Source organism: Listeria sp. SHR_NRA_18, assembly GCF_003856515.1.
GTDB lineage: Bacteria > Bacillota > Bacilli > Lactobacillales > Listeriaceae > Listeria_A > Listeria_A newyorkensis.
This window is the reverse complement of record NZ_QPKR01000006.1, coordinates 92,604-110,796: the sequence shown is the minus strand read 5'-3', so window position 1 is coordinate 110,796 and position 18,193 is coordinate 92,604. Positions and strand designations below refer to the sequence as shown.

Annotated in this window: 15 protein-coding genes; 8 read left to right on the top strand and 7 right to left on the bottom strand. The window is 43.6% G+C overall.

What is annotated here, in order from left to right:
* From DUK53_RS10475 to DUK53_RS10460, 4 genes are read left to right on the top strand one after another with little or no spacing between them, the layout of a single operon-like run.
* A complete protein-coding gene (locus tag DUK53_RS10475; RefSeq protein WP_036094610.1) occupies nucleotides 1-1,476 on the top strand; it encodes a PTS fructose-like transporter subunit IIBC in 1,476 nt (491 codons plus the stop codon).
* Nucleotides 1,430-2,491, top strand: a complete 1,062-nt coding sequence (locus DUK53_RS10470) for a zinc-binding metallopeptidase family protein (RefSeq protein ID WP_036131933.1) — start codon at nucleotides 1,430-1,432, stop codon at nucleotides 2,489-2,491. The genes DUK53_RS10475 and DUK53_RS10470 overlap by 47 nt, the downstream gene beginning before the upstream one ends.
* A gap of 59 nt (nucleotides 2,492-2,550) precedes the next feature.
* On the top strand, nucleotides 2,551-3,726 hold the full coding sequence (locus tag DUK53_RS10465; RefSeq protein WP_036131931.1) for a MalY/PatB family protein: 1,176 nt from the start codon (nucleotides 2,551-2,553) through the stop codon (nucleotides 3,724-3,726).
* Between the two features lie 6 nt (nucleotides 3,727-3,732).
* Nucleotides 3,733-5,469 (top strand): PTS sugar transporter subunit IIA, encoded by a 1,737-nt coding sequence (locus DUK53_RS10460; RefSeq protein ID WP_036131929.1) that lies wholly within the window; start codon nucleotides 3,733-3,735, stop codon nucleotides 5,467-5,469.
* Nucleotides 5,470-5,528: 59 nt separating this feature from the next.
* Here DUK53_RS10460 and DUK53_RS10455 read toward each other — a convergent pair whose 3' ends face one another.
* The 5 genes from DUK53_RS10455 to DUK53_RS10435 all read right to left on the bottom strand — a co-directional run bounded on the left by DUK53_RS10455 (nucleotide 5,529) and on the right by DUK53_RS10435 (nucleotide 10,710).
* Entirely contained in the window at nucleotides 5,529-6,215 is a 687-nt protein-coding gene (locus tag DUK53_RS10455; RefSeq protein ID WP_036131926.1) for an immunoglobulin-like domain-containing protein, read from the bottom strand.
* A gap of 282 nt (nucleotides 6,216-6,497) precedes the next feature.
* Nucleotides 6,498-8,846: a polysaccharide lyase 8 family protein gene (locus DUK53_RS10450; protein ID WP_052164914.1), complete on the bottom strand. Its 2,349-nt coding sequence runs from the start codon at nucleotides 8,844-8,846 to the stop codon at nucleotides 6,498-6,500.
* A gap of 316 nt (nucleotides 8,847-9,162) precedes the next feature.
* On the bottom strand, nucleotides 9,163-9,591 hold the full coding sequence (locus tag DUK53_RS10445; protein WP_036094605.1) for a hypothetical protein: 429 nt from the start codon (nucleotides 9,589-9,591) through the stop codon (nucleotides 9,163-9,165).
* A 64-nt stretch (nucleotides 9,592-9,655) separates the two neighbouring features.
* Nucleotides 9,656-10,294, bottom strand: coding sequence for a hypothetical protein (locus DUK53_RS10440; protein ID WP_036094604.1), 639 nt, complete (start codon nucleotides 10,292-10,294; stop codon nucleotides 9,656-9,658).
* A complete protein-coding gene (locus DUK53_RS10435) occupies nucleotides 10,291-10,710 on the bottom strand; it encodes a permease prefix domain 1-containing protein (protein WP_036131924.1) in 420 nt (139 codons plus the stop codon). Before DUK53_RS10435 ends, DUK53_RS10440 begins: the two co-directional genes overlap by 4 nt.
* 588 nt (nucleotides 10,711-11,298) lie before the next feature.
* Between DUK53_RS10435 and DUK53_RS10430 the strand changes: the two genes are divergently transcribed.
* Complete coding sequence (locus tag DUK53_RS10430) at nucleotides 11,299-12,120, top strand: alpha/beta hydrolase (RefSeq protein ID WP_161564237.1); 822 nt, start codon at nucleotides 11,299-11,301, stop codon at nucleotides 12,118-12,120.
* Nucleotides 12,121-12,184: 64 nt separating this feature from the next.
* Here DUK53_RS10430 and DUK53_RS10425 read toward each other — a convergent pair whose 3' ends face one another.
* Together DUK53_RS10425 and DUK53_RS10420 are read right to left on the bottom strand one after the other, a co-directional pair.
* Complete coding sequence (locus DUK53_RS10425; RefSeq protein ID WP_036131922.1) at nucleotides 12,185-14,116, bottom strand: ABC transporter permease; 1,932 nt, start codon at nucleotides 14,114-14,116, stop codon at nucleotides 12,185-12,187.
* Complete coding sequence (locus DUK53_RS10420; protein ID WP_036094601.1) at nucleotides 14,103-14,870, bottom strand: ABC transporter ATP-binding protein; 768 nt, start codon at nucleotides 14,868-14,870, stop codon at nucleotides 14,103-14,105. The genes DUK53_RS10425 and DUK53_RS10420 overlap by 14 nt, the downstream gene beginning before the upstream one ends.
* Before the next feature lie 196 nt (nucleotides 14,871-15,066).
* Between DUK53_RS10420 and DUK53_RS10415 the strand changes: the two genes are divergently transcribed.
* From DUK53_RS10415 to DUK53_RS10405, 3 genes are all read left to right on the top strand, one after another.
* Nucleotides 15,067-15,756, top strand: coding sequence for an aspartate/glutamate racemase family protein (locus DUK53_RS10415; RefSeq protein WP_124892724.1), 690 nt, complete (start codon nucleotides 15,067-15,069; stop codon nucleotides 15,754-15,756).
* Between the two features lie 63 nt (nucleotides 15,757-15,819).
* A complete protein-coding gene (rlmN, locus tag DUK53_RS10410) occupies nucleotides 15,820-16,938 on the top strand; it encodes a dual-specificity RNA methyltransferase RlmN (protein ID WP_036094600.1) in 1,119 nt (372 codons plus the stop codon).
* Between the two features lie 256 nt (nucleotides 16,939-17,194).
* The gene (locus tag DUK53_RS10405) at nucleotides 17,195-18,145 is read left to right on the top strand and encodes a quinone oxidoreductase family protein (protein WP_036131918.1); all 951 of its coding nucleotides are present in this window, start codon (nucleotides 17,195-17,197) and stop codon (nucleotides 18,143-18,145) included.
* The last annotated feature ends 48 nt before the right edge of the window (nucleotides 18,146-18,193 follow it).

The following is an 18,193-nucleotide window of genomic DNA, read 5'->3' as shown; positions in this document are numbered from 1 at the left end:
ATGATGACAAGTTTAAACATTGTAGCGATTACGAATTGTCCGGCGGGCATTGCGCATACATACATGGTGGCGGAAGCGCTGGAACGTAAGGCAGTTTCGCTAGGATACACGATAAAAGTGGAGACGCAGGGCGCGAGTGGTGTTGAGAATCATTTGACACCGGCGGAAATTAAGGCGGCAGATTACGTGATTCTGGCGCTGGGACGGACGATTAGTGAGGAAGACCGATTCCGTTTTGCGAATAAGAAGGTTGTGGAGCTGAAGGTTTCGGAGGCGTTGAAGCAGATTGAGACGATTTATGATGATTTGGAAGGCAAAGCGACATTATTTACAGCGGATAACAACATTAAAATGGGAAATCAAGATGCGCCGACTGGAAGTGTGATGAGTCATTTGATGGCGGGTGTTTCTGCTGCATTGCCGTTTGTTATCGGCGGTGGTTTACTCGTTGCAATTGCGAATATGCTTGTGCAGTTTGGGATGCCGTATGTGGATATGGCGAATGGTGATCCGTCGTTTGCTTGGGTCGTTGAGACGATCGGTTACTTAGGATTCAAGTTTATGATTCCGATTATGGGTGCGTATATTGCGAGCTCGATTGGTGATAAACCGGCATTTGCACCGGCGTTTCTGGTCACGTATTTGGCGAATGATAACACGATGCTTGGAACGGAGTCGGGTGCTGGCTTTTTAGGTGCGGTGGTTCTGGGACTCGCGATTGGTTATTTTGTGAAATACTTCCGAAAAGTGAAGCTGGGCAAGGCGTTGCAACCGCTCTTAGGTTCGATGCTGATTCCGTTTGTGACATTATTTATTTTTGGTATTTTGACATTTTACGTATTAGGGCCTGTGATGGGTGGCATGATGGACGGGATGCTGCATTTCTTGAACACGATTCCGACAGAAATGAAATTGGCTGCGGCGTTCTTAGTTGGCGCGATGCTTGCGTTTGATATGGGTGGACCGGTGAATAAAACGGCCTGGTTCTTCTGCTTCTCGCTGCTCGACAAAGGGATTTATGATTGGTACGCGATCGTTGGTGTTGTAGCGTTGATGCCTCCGATGGCTGCCGGGATTTCGACTTTTATCGCGCCAAAATTATTTACGAAACAGGAAAAAGGTGCGGCGATCAGTTCGATTATTGTTGGGTCGACGGTTGCGACGGAGCCTGCGATTCCGTATGCACTTGCTGCTCCGTTTCCAATGATTACGGCAAATACGCTAAGTGGTGGTATTGCTGGGATGTTGACGATTATGTTTGGAATTCAAAGGCTAGCACCCGGAATTGGAATGTTTGACCCGCTAATCGGCTTGATGTCGCCGTGGTACTGGTTCTATCTTGTTTTAGCGTTTGGACTGGCGTTGAATATTTTCCTCATTATTGTACTGAAAACATGGTGGCTAAAACGGAAAGAGGCGAAACGAAAAGATGGAGACGAATTTACTGAAACAACTGGTGATGGCATCGGGAACTAGTGGTGATGAGCAAGAAATCCGCGAAATTTTATATCGAGAATTGGTAAATGAGGCAGATGAAATTACATTCGATGGTTTGGGTAGCTTTATCGCGCGTAAGGGTTCTAAGGGGCCAAAAGTGGCGATTATTGGGCATATGGATGAGGTTGGTTTCATCGTGAAGCATGTTTCGGAGGATGGTTTTCTGTCATTTGATACGGTTGGTTCGTGGTGGAATCAGAGTATGTTGAATCATCGTGTGGAGATTCGGACGGAGACTGGAAAAGTGACTGGGATTATCGGTTCGATTGCTCCGCATGCGCTGAGTGAGGCGGATAAGGCGCGCCCGATGGAGCATGACGCGATGTTTATTGATATCGGTGCGGACTCGGCGGAAATGGTGGCGGAGATGGGCGTCGCGGTTGGTGATTTTGTTTGTCCGGAGCCGAATTTTGCGGAGTTGACGCAGGATCGGATTTTGGGGAAAGCGCTGGATAACCGAGCTGGATGCGCGCTTGTGGCGGAGCTTTTTAAACGGTGTGAGAACGGGGAAATCACGTTGTATGCGGTGGCGACGGTGCAGGAAGAGGTCGGGCTTCGCGGTGCACAGACGTCGGCCGAGGCGATTGCGCCGGATATTGCGATTGTTATCGATACGATGGTCGCTGGTGATACACCGGGCTTTGATCGGATTAAATTCCCGCTAAAACTTGGTTCTGGCGCGGCATTGGCGCTTTTTGACAAACGCTACATTCCGCATCAAAAATTGAAGCAGGATTTGGTTGATATGGCGCGAAATATGGCGGAACCGTTGCAGTTTTGTACGATGAAAACGGGTGCTACGGATGGTGGGCGCTATAATGTGATGGGTGGCGGTCGTCCGGTTGTGGCGTTTTGCTTGCCAACGCGTTACTTGCACGCTAACTCGTCGATGATTTCGAGGTCGGATTATGATAGTTTGGCGACGTTGCTAGATCATTTTTTAGTGACGTATAACGCAGAAAAACATGCGTCGATTTGTCGCTATATTGGATAAAAATCGAAAGGCTTGGCGGGCGCGCTGGGCTTTTCAAATAGGAAAGAGCTGAGATTTGGATGGGGAAATACGATTTTAATGAGGTCGTGGATCGGAAAAATACATATTGTACGCAGTGGGATTATATTGAGGATCGGTTTGGCGAGGCGGATTTACTGCCGTTTTCGATTTCGGATACGGAGTTTCGGGTTGCGACGCCAGTGCTTGCAGCGATTCAGGAACGGGTGGCGCACGGTGTTTTTGGCTATTCGAGATGGAATCATGAGGCGTTTAAGGGGAGTATTATCGATTGGTATCGGGCGCGTTTTGATGCACAGTTTGAGATGGATTGGGTGCTGTATAGCCCGACAGTTTGTTATGCGATTTCGGTTTTGATACGTTTGAAAAGTGCGGAACGGGATCGTGTGGTGGTTTTTTCGCCGATGTATGATGCTTTTTATAGCCTGATTCGGGAAAATAATCGTGAACTAGTTGAAAATGAGCTTTTGTGGGATAATGGTACGTATTGTATTGATTTGGAACGGTTGGAGGAGCAGTTGCGGGGGGCGAAGATTTTATTGCTGACGAATCCGCATAATCCGACGGGACGGGTTTTTCAAAAAGCGGAATTAGAGGCGATTATTGAAATTTGTGAGCGCTTAGGGGTTTTTATTATTTCCGATGATATTCATATGGATATTGTTTACGGGAATTCGCGCTATACGCCGATTTTGAGTCTAACCAAGAATCCTGTGAATATGTGTATTTGTACGTCGGCGAGTAAGACGATGAATACGCCTGGGTTGATGGGTTCCTATTTATTGGTTCCGGATGAGGCGCTTCGTGACGCGTTTTTGAAGCAGTTGAAGCAACGTGATGCGCTTTCGTCTGTCAGTATTTTGGGCATGTATGCAACGATGGTAGCCTATAATGAAAGCGCGGATTACGTGGATGAATTGGTCGTCCATTTGGAAAGCAACATGCATTTTCTGAAAAATTATATCGTGAATCAGCTGCCGGAAATTCATTTTGAGATACCAGAAGGGACGTATTTAGCGTGGCTGGATATTTCTAGGCTCGGTGTGTCTAAAGAAGCCTTACAGGACGCGCTGATTCACGTTGGGAAAGTAGCAGTTATGCCAGGCGAAACGTATGGAGGGCAAGGCTTTTTACGAATGAATGTGGCGTGTTCACGAAGCAAGTTAGTTGATGGTTTAGAACGGATGCATAAAGCAATTTTGACATTAAGGGGGTAAAAAACGATGCTAAATCAGCGGCAAATACAAATCATGGAACGTCTCGAAAACGGCAAAGCAAGCGGTTTAGAACTGGCAAAATTAACAGGAACCTCGAAAAGAACGGTTTTGCGGGATATTTCTCAGATGAACCACTTGCTCCAATCAGTGGGAGAGATACGTTCTAGCCAAGCGGGTGGTTACCAATTGCACATCGAGGATAAAATGGCTTATCGGAGCCTTTTGCACCAGTCGATGTATGACGATGAGCTTATTTTGTTGGAATTATTGCGCCATGATTTTCGGACACTCGATGATTTAGCGACCACTTTATTCCTGTCAAAACCGATGATATCGGAGAAAATTGTCTTTTTGCGGGGACATTATGCGAACCGTTTGGAGATTAAATCGCGGCCGAATTATGGGCATTATTTGGACGAGCCGCTATTTCGAAAAATGATTTTGCTTGCGAATTTGATTGATAAGAACCCGAGTTTTTTCTGTGAGCGTTTGGGGATTCCAAAAGATGATTTTGATGCGCTATTGCAAAGGATTAGGGAGTTGGATGTTGCTAGGTATTATCCGAATATTCATTCCGCCCATTTAGCGAGTCTGATTTTGGCGGCTATGGTATTGGGGGATGATGGGGAGACCGGGGAAACTTCTTTTTTGGAAGGATTGGAGATTCCGGCTGGGGCGCAACATTTATTAGCTCTGTTTTTTGATAGGCAACAGCAGAAAAGTCAGTTGATTACGACTAGTGCTATGCAGGAAATTTTGCAGCAACAGGGGGAACAGTATAGTGCGTTAGTGTATGATATGGAGTTGGCAGAGCAGCTGGTTGGCCACTTGAAGCGGAGTATTGCGTACCCGATTATGTTGCATGATCGCAAGTTGCACAATATTTCAAATATAAAAGCGGTCTATCCACTGGCTTTTGACTTGAGCATTACGTTTGTTGCTAGTGTTAATGAAGCGTTTGGCATCGAATTATATGATATCGACTTAATTGGTCTATATTTTTCATGTGCGATGGAGCGAGGAAGGCAGGCAGCGGCAAAAGTTATCTTATTTTCGGACCAGTATGCAGTGGCTAGCATAAATAAGCAGATGATTGAGCGAGAAATCCAGACGGTGGAAGTCATTGTTGTCATGCACCAAAAAGAATTGGAGCAAAAGCTGGAGCAGCACGATATCAAATTACTGTTGAATAATCATGCCGTATATCCCGATGTGGACGCAGATGTGGCATGTATCGACATCAAAAAAATTATTACTAAAATGGAGTTACAGGCGATTCAAGATACATTGGAAAAAATTGATGTTCGCAAAAATATATGTACCTTTTTCCCTGAAGAATTGGCAATGGATTATGATAACCAAGTGGATGAGGATTGGGACACTGTTGTGCGTGGCATATGTACGGAGCTCGTGGAAAAAGCTGTTTTAACCCCAGATGAAGCATTTAAAATTCAGGAACGTGAGCAAAAAGGGAATAATTTAGTGATTAATCATCTTGCGTTGCCACATTGTACGACGGAAAGAAATCAAGCTTTTTTTGCTGTATTTGTGCACTTGGCGAGGCCTGTTCTCGTTGACGGGATGGCTGTGCAAAATGCCTTGTTTGCCTGTGTGAATCCGAATGTGAGTACGGAGTTGAAAGTTTTCAGTTATTTGTATTATGTGCTTAATGAGCATGATGATAAGACGATTTTGGAATTGCCGGACTATGCGTCCTTTATCGCTTGTATTGTGAAAAATTAAAAGCAGGAGTCACATCTTCCAAAAAGAATGGATGCGTGACGCCTGCTTATTTTTAATGCTTATTTTGTAATGTCATCAAAACTGATTTGGTGCATTTCTTGGCCTTGTGCGTTGTAGCCAATGACGCTAATGTCATCAGTAACGCGAACTCTTTGACCACTTAGCAAGTTATGGAATGTGTAAGTTCCGTTTGATAAAGTTGCAACTTGTGCCACTCTTCCTTCGACAATAAGTTTAACAGAAGCAATATCTGAACCGTAATTGCCAGAAAATGCTGATTGCGATAGGCTAAGAGAGTCTGGTGCTGTGATAGAGTAGCTGTTGATTGATGCTACAACTGGTGGAATAACAACGTCATCTGCATATCCTGGTTCCATTTCTAGCTCGTGCATTTCTGAACCGAATGCGTTGTAACCAATGACAGAAACGATGTCTGTGCTACGAATTTGTTTGCCGCTTAGTAAGCCGCTGAATGAATACGTTCCGTTTGACAATGTTGCTACTTTAGAAACTTTACCATTTACGATAAGTTTAACAGAAGCGATGTTAGAACCGTATTTGCCAGAGAAACCATCTTTTGTTACGTTTAGTAATTGTGGTGCTGTGATGGCGTTACTGTTTTGTGCGCTAGTAGCTACTACTGATTCTGCGGCGTGTGCACCCATTGGGATGGTAGCCATTACAGAAGTTGTCAGCATTGTTGCAGCGACGGATACTACTGCCCATTTTTTGATAGTGTTGTTCATTGTTATTTGTCCTCCAATTTGTATAGAAAAACTGTATCTTTAGGCAGGGATAGGTATGCTCCTCGAGGTAAATATATAGGCATATTATCGGGCTTTTTCAGTTAACAGAAATTCCTTTATATGTAGTAACTCGCAAGTCGCTACTCGTATAATGATAGCACCAATTAAAGGTATAAAAAATACAAAAACTCCAGTCAGCAGTTGCTATTTTTGGTTAAACTGTGTTGATTTCGTCACATATTAAAAGGGTGCGGTATCTTCTTAGATACGGCACCCTCGATATTATTTTCCAAAATTAACGCTGAATGATTTGCCGTTTTTGGCGGCTGTGTTTACTTGGATACGCCAATTTTTACCGGATGTTGTGACGCTGACTTCTGGGGATTTACTTTTGACTTTGTGACCTGCGACTTTTGGTACTAAAAATACGATTTTGCTTTGTTCCATGCTTGGATCGGCAAGGGTGATTTTTTGTAGTGTCGCGGATTTGCGGATCATGATGGAGCCGCGTGTTTGAGCGACGATGCCGTTTAGCGTGCTTGCTTGACGGAAATTTGCGATCCAGAGGTTTTGTGATTTATCGAATACGGCTTGTTGATTGAGATTGTTAGCGCGGATTTCGATGTCGATTTTTTTACTGTAGGCCTCGGTTGCTTGTTTGGATTTACCCGGTAGGATGATGTAGCTGTAAGATTTATTGGTCGGTTTTTTGCCGTGAGAAATCGTGATGCCTGTGTAGTTTGCACTGACTATTTCGTTGCGGTTGCGCGTGTTTATGGTGTTCCAGTTGCCGGTCTTCGTTTTTTTGTAGGCTGTGACGTTGGTGGCTGTTGGGAAGACGTAGCCGATATTTTGACTAGGAACGGCGCCGTTTAGATAGGCCCATTTGGTCGTGATGTTTTTTGTTTGGCCGAGATTGATGGTTTGACCGCCAACGACGAAGGTATTGAGGTTTGTGTTAAATAGTTTACGGTTTTCGACGATGGTTTCGGTGCTTAGGTTTTCTTTTGAAGTAATGCCGGTGCCTAATGCCACAATTTTACCGTTTAGGAAGAACCAGGATTTGCGTGCTTCGAGCGTGCTTCCGGTCACATTTTTCATATTGTAGTGCATCGTTGAGGAGCCGTTTTGTTGATCGGATACGCCGCCGGACCAAGCTTGGGTATTAAGGTATTTGGCGTTATCGGATGTAATTGGTTTTGTTTTGTGGTCGGTTGTTGTGCCCGCGAGGCTTGTCATGTCAACGGTTGGGTAGTAGTTTCCCTCGAATGCTTCGTCGCCGTTATAGAGATAAAGCGCGCCAGTTCCTGTGTAAAAGCCTAATTTATTTTGACCTCCAATGCTTTCAAATGCGGATATTTTTTTGGAGAACATGCTGATACCAGCGACATAGGAAGATTTGATATCGACCATTTGACTTGCGCTAGCCATCATTTTGTTTTGGGTCCGATTTGGGTAGGTTGCGGGAATTTTTTTGTTGAGCAAAATGGATTGGAACGTTTGGGCTTGCGGAATAGTCAGGTTTTTATAGAAATCGAGATGTAGAGATTGACTGATAATTGAAGATTTCATAATATTGGCATATTTCCCGCGATAAGCGACATTACTATTTTTTTGACTAATTGTAAACATGTCATAAAGCATCGTTTGTGCGATTTGTTGGTTCGAAACAGCTTTTAGAGAAACGCCGCGACCGCGAGTCATATCCAGAACTTCATCTTTGTAAAGTACAGGAAGATAAGTAGTGTCTAAGTAAGTGAACATCATAGGAAGTGAGCGCAGGTTGCTAAATGATTTTGTACCAGAAAGCAATTGATAAAAATCTGCGCTACGAGCTAAGACTGCCGCGCCATATCCTGTTGTGTATGGTGTATTTGCATGTTGAATAAAGGAGCCATCTGCGTAAAATCCATCACCAGAAGTGACCGGCGTATACACACGTTTTACCATCTCCGTGCCCATGTTAATCTTAGCCTGATTCCCTCCAAGGACACCACGTATGGTCACAATAAATCCTTTATCGAGACGGTTTGCGCCAGTGCCGACATCTTTTGCGGTAGCAGTTGCAGGTTCAAAATAGTCGATAGCTTTTAAGTAATTTTGTAAAAAGGTGCTAGAAATATCAGGTTTCATTAAAACTAGCGTATTTACAAGTGAAATCGGTGTACCAATTTGCAAGTCATACCAATTCCTATTTAATTTACCTACTTTTGCGCTGTAAAGGTTGTTGTAGAACCAAGTTAGAGAGTAAATAATATCTTGTTTTAAAGTAGGATTACGATAATAAATCGAGTTTGGTGTTTGGTATAGAGTCGCCATTTTTTCGATATTCGTTGCAATGATTGTGGATTGTGTGGAATTGGTTTTCCAAGCTGTCACATTTGAGAAAAGATAGTTTTTCTTTGGATCTTTATTTAGTCTGGATAGTACATTTTGCTGTAACGCCTGTTCTTTTTCAGCCAAAGTCAGTTTTAAGGCAACATTGGAGGCTGGAAAAGCTTTACCGACCAATGAGACTTTCCAATTGTTTAGAGACATATTTTGTTCTGCGATTGTTTGGGCAAACGTTTTATCACCAATAGCTAGCAGTGAGAATAAAACTAGGAAAAAAACAACAATATATTTTTTCATGGTAACTGCACCTCCGTGTTCCTATTTTCGACACATTTTCTGTCGTAAGGTTGGTTTCTTTACTTTAGTACCCATGAAAATGCGGGGGAAAACACAAAAGTTCGTTCGTGGACATAAATTAGACACATTTAGAAAGCGGTTAAATGAATAATATGTATAAAAGATTACATTATTTTGTTAGTTGTGACAAAAGAGTGATTTATTATGATGTAAAAAATATTACTTTTTGTATTTAGATGAAAATTTTTTTATTTAGGAGGGTTTAAGACGCAAAAAAACCTACTGAGAGCCAGCAGGTTTTCATATTTTTGATGGATTATTTGATTTTTCCGAGATCTAAGATGATTTTAATTGCGAATAATAAGATGATAAGGGGTAAAAAGACGCCGCCTAATTGTCCACTGAAAATGCTATTTGCTGCGGATAAGATAACGAAGATGCTTAGCGCGAAATAGAGCATTTTGGGAACGAGGATGCCTTTTCTTAGTTTGGAGTAGTTATTGAATAGTAGTAAGGCGAATATCGCGTAAAGGACACAGAACACGGAGGCTAGGATTTTTGCGATTTGTAAGGCGTGGATTGCGTCGGGCTTAATGTCTTTTGTTGATAGTGCGAATAGTACAAACACGCCTAACAATGTAAATATGGCGAACAGCGAACAAATAATCGCGAGCGTTAATGTCATCCAGCGCGGATTCGTCAGCTGAGCACGCAAAACGGCTTTTTCGTCTAGTTGATTTTCCATTTTTATAATAGCTCCTTCAAATAAAGTTTTTGATTCTATTTGAATGTACCATAGATGCGCCGAATTATAAAGTTGTTATGTGACGTTTCGCACTAAAAAAGTACATCGAGATTGGCCACCAAACGACGGCGAAAATCGGATAAATCGCCCAAATCACGCTTGGCGAAAAGGCCCAGTTCATTCCGATGACAAACGCGCTAATCCAAATACTTGCTTGGATGGAGAAGGCGAAAAAGTTTTTGTGTTTGGCGTGGTATAGCGATAATGGCCACCAACCGATTGCGAAAATGATGGCGATTATCCACGGATAGCTCGGTGAAAAGGCAATGTTAAGCAACGCATAGTAGATAATCGTTGTTGTAGCGCCAATCACCGCGGCAGTCATCGTGTACGCTTTTTTCCCGAAAGCTGTAAAAACTGGCCAGAAAACAAGCGGGTAAAGGGCGTATAGCACCCAAAGAACATCCGGCGTTTCGCGTAGGTTGATGACAGTTAGCAGGATAATGAAGACCGAACTAGTGAAGAAAGCGAACTGTTTTAAATTTTGGCGGTAAACGAAATACATGGATAAGGGCCAGAGAAGTAGGGCGATGCAAGGATAGATGCTCCAGTCGAGCGTTGGTGTTAGGAAATAATTGAGCATGACTAGGAAAAACATACAAATCGCGCTACCGACGATTGAGAAGCTGACTAAACCTTTCAATTCATGACCTCCCCTTGGACGCGAAGGCATCTAAAGTACATGGCGAGCGGCCACCAAACGATTGCAAATGCAGGGAAAACGACCCAAAGAACGGTTGGCGTGTAGTAAATATTGATGAAAAGAAGCAAGCCGATGATAAGCGCCGCGCCAACGAGTGAGAATTGGAAATGCGTCCAGGCGAGATACGATTTAGGCGGTTTCACACGAGCCTCAGCCAGTTCCATACGTAAATCCGTCAAATCGCCGAGTTCGACAATCGCTTTATTGATTGCATCCTCCTCCGATTTCCCTTGCGCCATAAGGATATCCACTTTGTCCTCGAGACCGTGCAGAATTTCCTCTTTCATGAACAGACTTTCCTCCGTCACCGGGATATCTGTGAATAATTGTTCGACATGTTTTTTAATAGTTATCATTTTTAAAACCTCCAAAGTATTCAAAAATACAACTGCGCGCACAGTGTTCTATCTGATAGAGTAATAATAGCACGGATTACTCTGCGTGTCAAAGTAATTATTGTAAGTCTTGCTCGGCGTACTTTGCCGAGTTAGAGTTTCAATATGGCTAGGAGCGAAGCGAGTAGGCGAATCCGTCAAGCAGGTGAACATGAAAAAACACAGAACTTGGATTCTACCAGAGAACAAGACAGAAGGAAGCAGAAAACCCTGACCACTTGCAAACAAAAACGACTAACCAACCAAAGCCCCAATATGGCTAGGAGCGAAGCGAGTAGGCGGGACCGACAAGTGCATGAAACATGAAAAAAGCCGAACTTTGATTCTACCAGAGAATAAGATAGAAGGTTGCAGATAGCCTAGAACAATCACCGAGCAGAAACGCCCCAGCAAACCAAAAACCCGCCAAAATCCAATAAACCCACAAAACCCAACCTTCAAACCCAATCCCCAAAACTTCTTTAAAACCTAATATTTTGGTAACAAATTGTTCATCTTTTATGGGTAAAGTAAATGTATGAGAAAAGTTTCGGAAGGGTTGGATGGGATATGTGGCGGAAATTAGCGGTGTTTGGCGGATGTTTACTTGTGGCGGTTGCATTATTTGGATCAATAAAGGCGTATTCGGCGAAGGTCAAGGATGTTGACTTATCAAACACGACGCCGATTGTGCTTGTTCACGGCACACACGGAACGGCGAATTCGTTCAACGGGATGATTTCGCGAATCACAGCTACATACGGCAAATCCACGGATAAAGTGATTGTTTTGGTGAAAAAAGATGGCACGCTAGAATACCAAGGAACGCTAAGCGCCAAGTCAAAGAATCCTTTTATCCAGATTGTGTTTGAAAATAATGATGCACCGATTGCTCAAGAAGCGAAGTGGGTAGATACGGTTATGAAGGATATTCAGAAGAAGTACAACGTGACGCAATATGATGCGATTGGTCACTCGAACGGTGGATTGGCGCTGACGACGTATGCGGAGGAGTTGGCGGATGATTCGTCACCCACGATGGAAAAATTGGTCGTGATTGGAACGCCGTTTAATGATTTGGATGCGGATGATAATGCGGCGACGACGGATTTTGTGGATGTGACGAATAGAACAGCGGAATTGCAGCAGTATATCATGGATAGTTCGAATTTGGATGCGAATTTGAAGGTGCTTTCGATTGCGGGGGATTTGGATGGTGATTCGGTATCGGATGGCGTCGTACCAGTGCAGAGCGCGCTTGCTTCCCGCCTGATTTTTGATAGTGCAGTGGCGGAGTATAGTGAGCAGGTCGTGACGGGTTCGAACGCGCAACATAGTGATTTACATGAAAATACGACGGTTGACGCGATTGTTGCAGCATTTATTTATTGAATTAAAAAACCGCTTATTGTAGTCTGATGTGCATATCAGACTACAATAAGCGGTTTTCTTTATATCAATCTACTCTCTTTTTTTTGCCCATTACAATATTTGTGTACGTATTTACCGTTAGGAAGTAATAAGCGATAAACATCAATGTGAAGGCGCCTGTACTTATACTGGCTGCGAGTATTATGTTCATTTGTAGCAGGTTGGCTAATGCGACAAGTGCGACAGAGCTGTGCATAATTCCTAAAATAAGTGGGATTAAGAAGATGACGAGTACTTGTTTGGCGATCGTTTTACGAATTTCTTTTCGATCTAAACCGATTTTTTTCAAAATATCATACGTTGCGATATCATTATAGGCTTCTGTTAGTTGCTTGAAGTAGATGATACTTCCAGTTGCAGCAAGGAAAACCAGACCGATGAACATGCCGATAAATAGCAGGACGCCTGTTCCTTTCATCAGAGCTTCATAATTCTCTGGATAACTTCGGAACGCTGCGTTTTCTGGAAGTACTTTCGCTATTTGTTTGCTTAGTGCGATGGCATCTTTTGGTTGATCAACCATGATGGATTGGATTGTCATTTTATTTTTGCTGGGTAGTGTATTTGCAACATTATCGGAAACGACAAGTAGGTTGTAAATGGTGCTAAAGGGCAGGTCTGCCATGGTTTTTGTGACGGTTATTTTTTGATTGGTGCTATTTTTTAAGGTGAAGCTTTGATTTAGTGTATCGCTTGCAGTAGTCGAATCAGCCGAGATAAGTATGGCTTCATTGTCTTTTAGCGCTGGTATTGAATCATTGGGCTTTTCTAAGGTCCGTAATTTATTGTAAGCGGTAAGACTAATGACTGCAAAACCTTTTTCTGGAACGTATGCAAATGACATTTCACGATCACTTATTGCTTTTACATAGTCGATAGTCGTTTCTTGATGCCCAGTCATAGGTGTTTTTGTGTTGTTTTGTGCAAGTGTTAGCGCTTTTTGATTGATTGCTTCATCTGTAATCCGATATTCAAAAGTGGCAGGATTATTCAAACCAGCGTCTTTACTCACGTTGTTGTAGAGGCCACCGACCATGCCGATTGAAACCAGTGTCATGCCGGTCAAAACTGCGATAGTAGCAAGCGTTCTGGCGTTGGAAGCGATTCGGAATGTGAGCTGTGAATTGCTTATAATATTCGTGCCGTTATAGAAAATTCGTTTATTTTTACGAATCTTGTTCAGGAATAATGGTAGGAAACTGTTGAGTAAGAGTACTGTTCCGACAATCACGGAGGTCATAATAAGAATCATACCGAGTCCGAATTCGAGTTTTCCCCAAATAGAATCCTTTGTTATTAGGGGTTGCAAAGCAATAAAGTAGCCCCCTAAAATCAAAACGAGCGAGAGTATTGCTAGGAAAGGATTGCTTTTCGGTGTTTTTTCGCGCTTGCTTTCTGAGTGAAATAGGTCGAGTAATGTTGTTCGGTAAATGATCCGGTAACCGGTAAGCGATGTGATCAGTGTGATGATAATAAAAATCACGACGGTGTTTATCACAGCATCCATCGAAAAGACGAAATTACTAATCCCGCCAAGTTTCATCATGTTGAGTAGTATCGCGACGAATACCTTGGACAGTAGCGTGCCGAGGCCTATCCCTATAACTAGAGCGCCAACACCCATGAGAAAATTTTCATAAAAGAGCATCTGACCGATTTCTTTTTTGCGAAGTCCAAGGAGAGAGTAAATGCCGATTTCCTTTTTTCGTTTACGGGTAAAAAAGTGATTCGAATACAAAATAAAGATCGCGACGAAAATAATTAAGAGGATCGATGATGCGTTAAACATGCTGGCGAGGCTGCTGTCATTATCGAGACGGGCAACGACTTTTGGATCTTTTGACAGCGATACGAAGGTATAATAAATCATGATAGAGAAAATCATGGAAGCGAAGTAGAGAAAATAGTGAATGAAATTATGTTTGATGTTCTTTTTTGCTAAATCAAATAACGTCATTCATATCCCCTCCTAATTGCGCCAATACATCCAGAATTTTTTGAAAAAACTCTTTGCGGGTTGTTGTACCACGATAAATTTCAGTATAAAGCGTGCCGTCTTTAATAAACAAAATCCGTTTGCAGAAGCTGGCGGCATAAGCATCATGTGTTACCATCATAATTGTCGAATAGTCTTGTTCATTCAATTCTTTTAAATTTTCCAATAAATCGGTTGCTGATTTGGAATCAAGGGCACCGGTAGGCTCATCCGCAAAAATCAAGCTAGGATTAGCGATAATGGCGCGACTTGCAGCTGTTCGTTGTTTCTGACCACCAGAGATTTCGTTGGGATACTTATCCAAGATGTCACGAATATGGAATGTGTCAGCCACTTTTTCCAGTTGTGTTTCCATTTTCTTCACAGGATGTTTTGCGAGCGCGAGGGGTAAAATGATATTTTCTCGAACACTCAGCGTATCGAGTAGGTTATAATCTTGGAAAATAAATCCTAGCTGATCACGGCGGAACGAAGACATTTGTTGTTCATTCATTGTCCCCAGCTCTTGACCGGAGATTTGAATTTCACCAGAAGTAGGTTTGTCGATGGTGGAGAAAACATTAAGCAGCGTCGATTTCCCAGCGCCACTTGGACCCATGATGCCGACAAAATCCCCCTTTGTAATTTCCAGACTGATATTATCTAAAGCGGTATAGACGTTTCCTTTAATACCATAAATTTTACGTACATTCTTTGCTTGTAGAACTATTTCCATGTAAACTCCTCCTATATTGATGACTTATACTCTCAGTGTAACGATAAAAGTAAGCATCAACCAGTGCCTAAGATGACATTATGCGTGATAAAACTTACACTTTTGTAACTCGGTTTGGATTGAAAAAGATATTGTTCCGATTGTTTCCGTGATATACTTTTTGACATAGGTTTAGGCTAGGAAGGGGTGTGTGGTCGTGAAAAAAATCGGATTAATTGGCGGAATGAGTTGGGAATCGACGACGGAGTACTATCGGATTATTAATGAGACGGTTCGCGAAACGTTGGGTGAGCTCCATTCGGCGGAGATTATTTTGTATAGTGTGGATTTTTATACGATTGAGCAGTTGCAGCATGAGGGAAAATGGGAGGAGGCTGGGCGCGTTTTGGCGGATATTGCGGTGAAACTGGAGCGGGCTGGCGCGGATTTGATTGTGATTTGCACGAATACGATGCATAAAGTGGCACGGCAGGTGGAGGACGCGATTGGGATTCCGATTGTACATATTGCGGAGCCGACGATTCGGGCTATTCGGGAGCAGGGTTTGGAACGAATTTTATTGCTGGGGACACGGTACACGATGGTGGAGGATTTTTATAAAGGTCGCTATGTGGGAAGTGGCGTCGAGCTCCAGACTCCCGATGATGCGGATGTGGAGACGGTGAATCAGATTATTTTTGAGGAATTATGCTTGGGTGTGATACGTGAGGATTCGCGGGCGAAGATGCTGGCGATGATTGAAAAAGCGAGCGAAAAAGGGGCGCAGGGCGTTGTTTTGGGATGTACGGAATTGGAGTTGTTGATTCGGGAGCAGGACGTTGCGTTGCCAATCTTTAAAACCGCGGAACTTCACGCCAAATATGCGGCAAAGGAAGCCTTGCGATAAGGCGCTAAAACCGTTATAATTTGGATAAGGCGTAATGAAATTTTGAAAAGAGGTTTTTAAAGAATGGAAAAAAGCTCGATTTACGGGTTAACGATGGCGCAGCTTGGCGACTGGTTTGAGGAAAAAGGCGAGAAGAAATTCCGCGCGACGCAAGTGTGGGACTGGCTTTATGTCAAACGTGTCACAGAATTTGCGCAGATGTCGAACTTGAATAAAACGTGTGTGGATATGTTGGAGGAAAACTTCACGATGCATACGCTAAATGAACAAATTAAACAGGAATCTAAAGATGGTACGACGAAATATTTATTCCAACTATCGGATGGTAACTTGATTGAAACGGTTATGATGACGCATTCTTACGGGCTTAGTGTTTGTGTGACGACGCAAGTGGGATGTAATATCGGCTGTACTTTTTGTGCGAGTGGGTTGCTGAAGAAGCAGCGTGACTTGAATGCTGGCGAGATTGTGGAGCAGATTATGAACGTGCAGCTTTATTTGGATTCGAAGGGGAATGGCGAGCGTGTCAGCCATATCGTGGTTATGGGGATTGGCGAGCCGTTTGATAATTATGATAACGTGATGGATTTCCTTCGTGTTGTGAACGACCAGAAGGGCTTAGCGATCGGAGCGCGTCATATTACGGTGTCTACAAGTGGTCTAGCGCCGCGCATTATTGATTTTGCGAATGAAGATATTCGTGTCAATTTGGCCGTGTCTCTGCATGCACCGAACAACGATTTGCGTACGCGGGTGATGCGGATTAACAAGACATATCCACTTGAAAAATTGATGGAAGCAGTCGAGTATTATTTGGAGAAAACGAATCGCCGTATTACGTATGAGTATATTATGCTAAAAGATGTCAATGATCACAGGCAAGAAGCGCTTGAACTCGCGGCTTTAATCGGTGAGAAACGCCATCTGGCTTGGGTGAACTTGATTCCGTATAACCCGGTCGATGAGCATGATCAGTATCAACGTAGCGATACGGAGGTTATTGATGCGTTTTATGAGACATTGAAGCGTAAAGGCATTAACTGTGTCGTTCGTCGCGAGCATGGGACGGATATTGACGCGGCATGTGGCCAGTTGCGTAGTAAGCAAATTAAGAAAAAAGGTGTTCGGGAACGGATGCGTGAAAAAGCAGAGGCTGAAGCAAAACAAGCTGCTGCAGAATAAATAAGTAGGGATGATAGCCCAAGTAAATCGGCGACAAGCGCTCGCATTCCACAATTTTGGCGGACTTCCGGTTCTCACATACACCAGTATGCTCCGCTTCCGGTTTCCACCAAAATTGTGGAATACAAACGCTTTCGCTCGATTTGTTTAAAGCGGAATCCTCGCCTTATCCATTAATAACGGGTAGGCGTATTTTTCTTTATCCGGAGCCTAATCCAGGCTTTTCTTACATAAATGGGAGATTGGAGACGATTTTATGAAAGCGTTGGTTTTTAATGAGTTTGGGAATTCGGATGTATTGCAGTATGTGGATATTCCTGACGCGGTGGCGGGGAAGGGCGAAATTTTGCTTGATACGACTGCGATTGGATTGAATTTTGCGGATATTTATCGTCGTAAAGGGAACTACCATCTTGTTGGGGAGCCGCCGTACGTGCTTGGTTATGAGGGCGCGGGTGTTGTTGTGGCGCTTGGTGAGGGCGTGACGGATTTCGCGATTGGGGACCGGGTGGCTTTTGTCGATGTGCCGCTTGCGAATGCGGAACGTGTGGCGGTGCCTGTTGCGCAGGCGATTCCGATTCCTGACGCGATTCGGGATGATGTCGCGGCTTCGGTTCTGTTGCAAGGCTTGACGGCGAGTTATTTGGCGAAGGATAGTTACGCGATTAAGTATGGGGATGTGGCGCTCGTTCATGCGGTGGCAGGCGGTGTTGGCCAAATGTTGACGCAGATTATTACGTCGCTTGGCGGCAAGGTGATTGGCCTGACGTCGAGTGAAGAAAAGGCGGAAGTCGCGCGCAAACTTGGAGCGGAAGAAGTTTTGCTATATAGCGATAATTGGTCGGAGAAACTTGCTGGAAAAATCGATGTGGCGTATGATTCTGTAGGCTCGACGTTGATGGATAGTTTCCAAGCAGTGCGTGATAAAGGAACGGTGGTTTTTTACGGCATGTCTGGCGGCGACCCGGTATCAGTTGACCCGCGGATGTTGATGGATACTTCGAAAACCTTGACGGGCGGCGATTTGTGGAGCTTTTTGACAAGCCGAGAAGAGCGAATCAAGCGTTCGCATGCCTTGTTTGAAATGATCAGCGCCGGCAAAATAACGGTGAATAAGCCGCGGAAATTTGCGTTATCAGATGGAAAAGCCGCACATGATTTGCTGGAAAGCAGAAAAAGTACGGGCAAAATTTTATTGATTCCATAAAAAAATAGCAGGTAAACAGGATGGCGATTATAGCTCCGTTTACCTGCT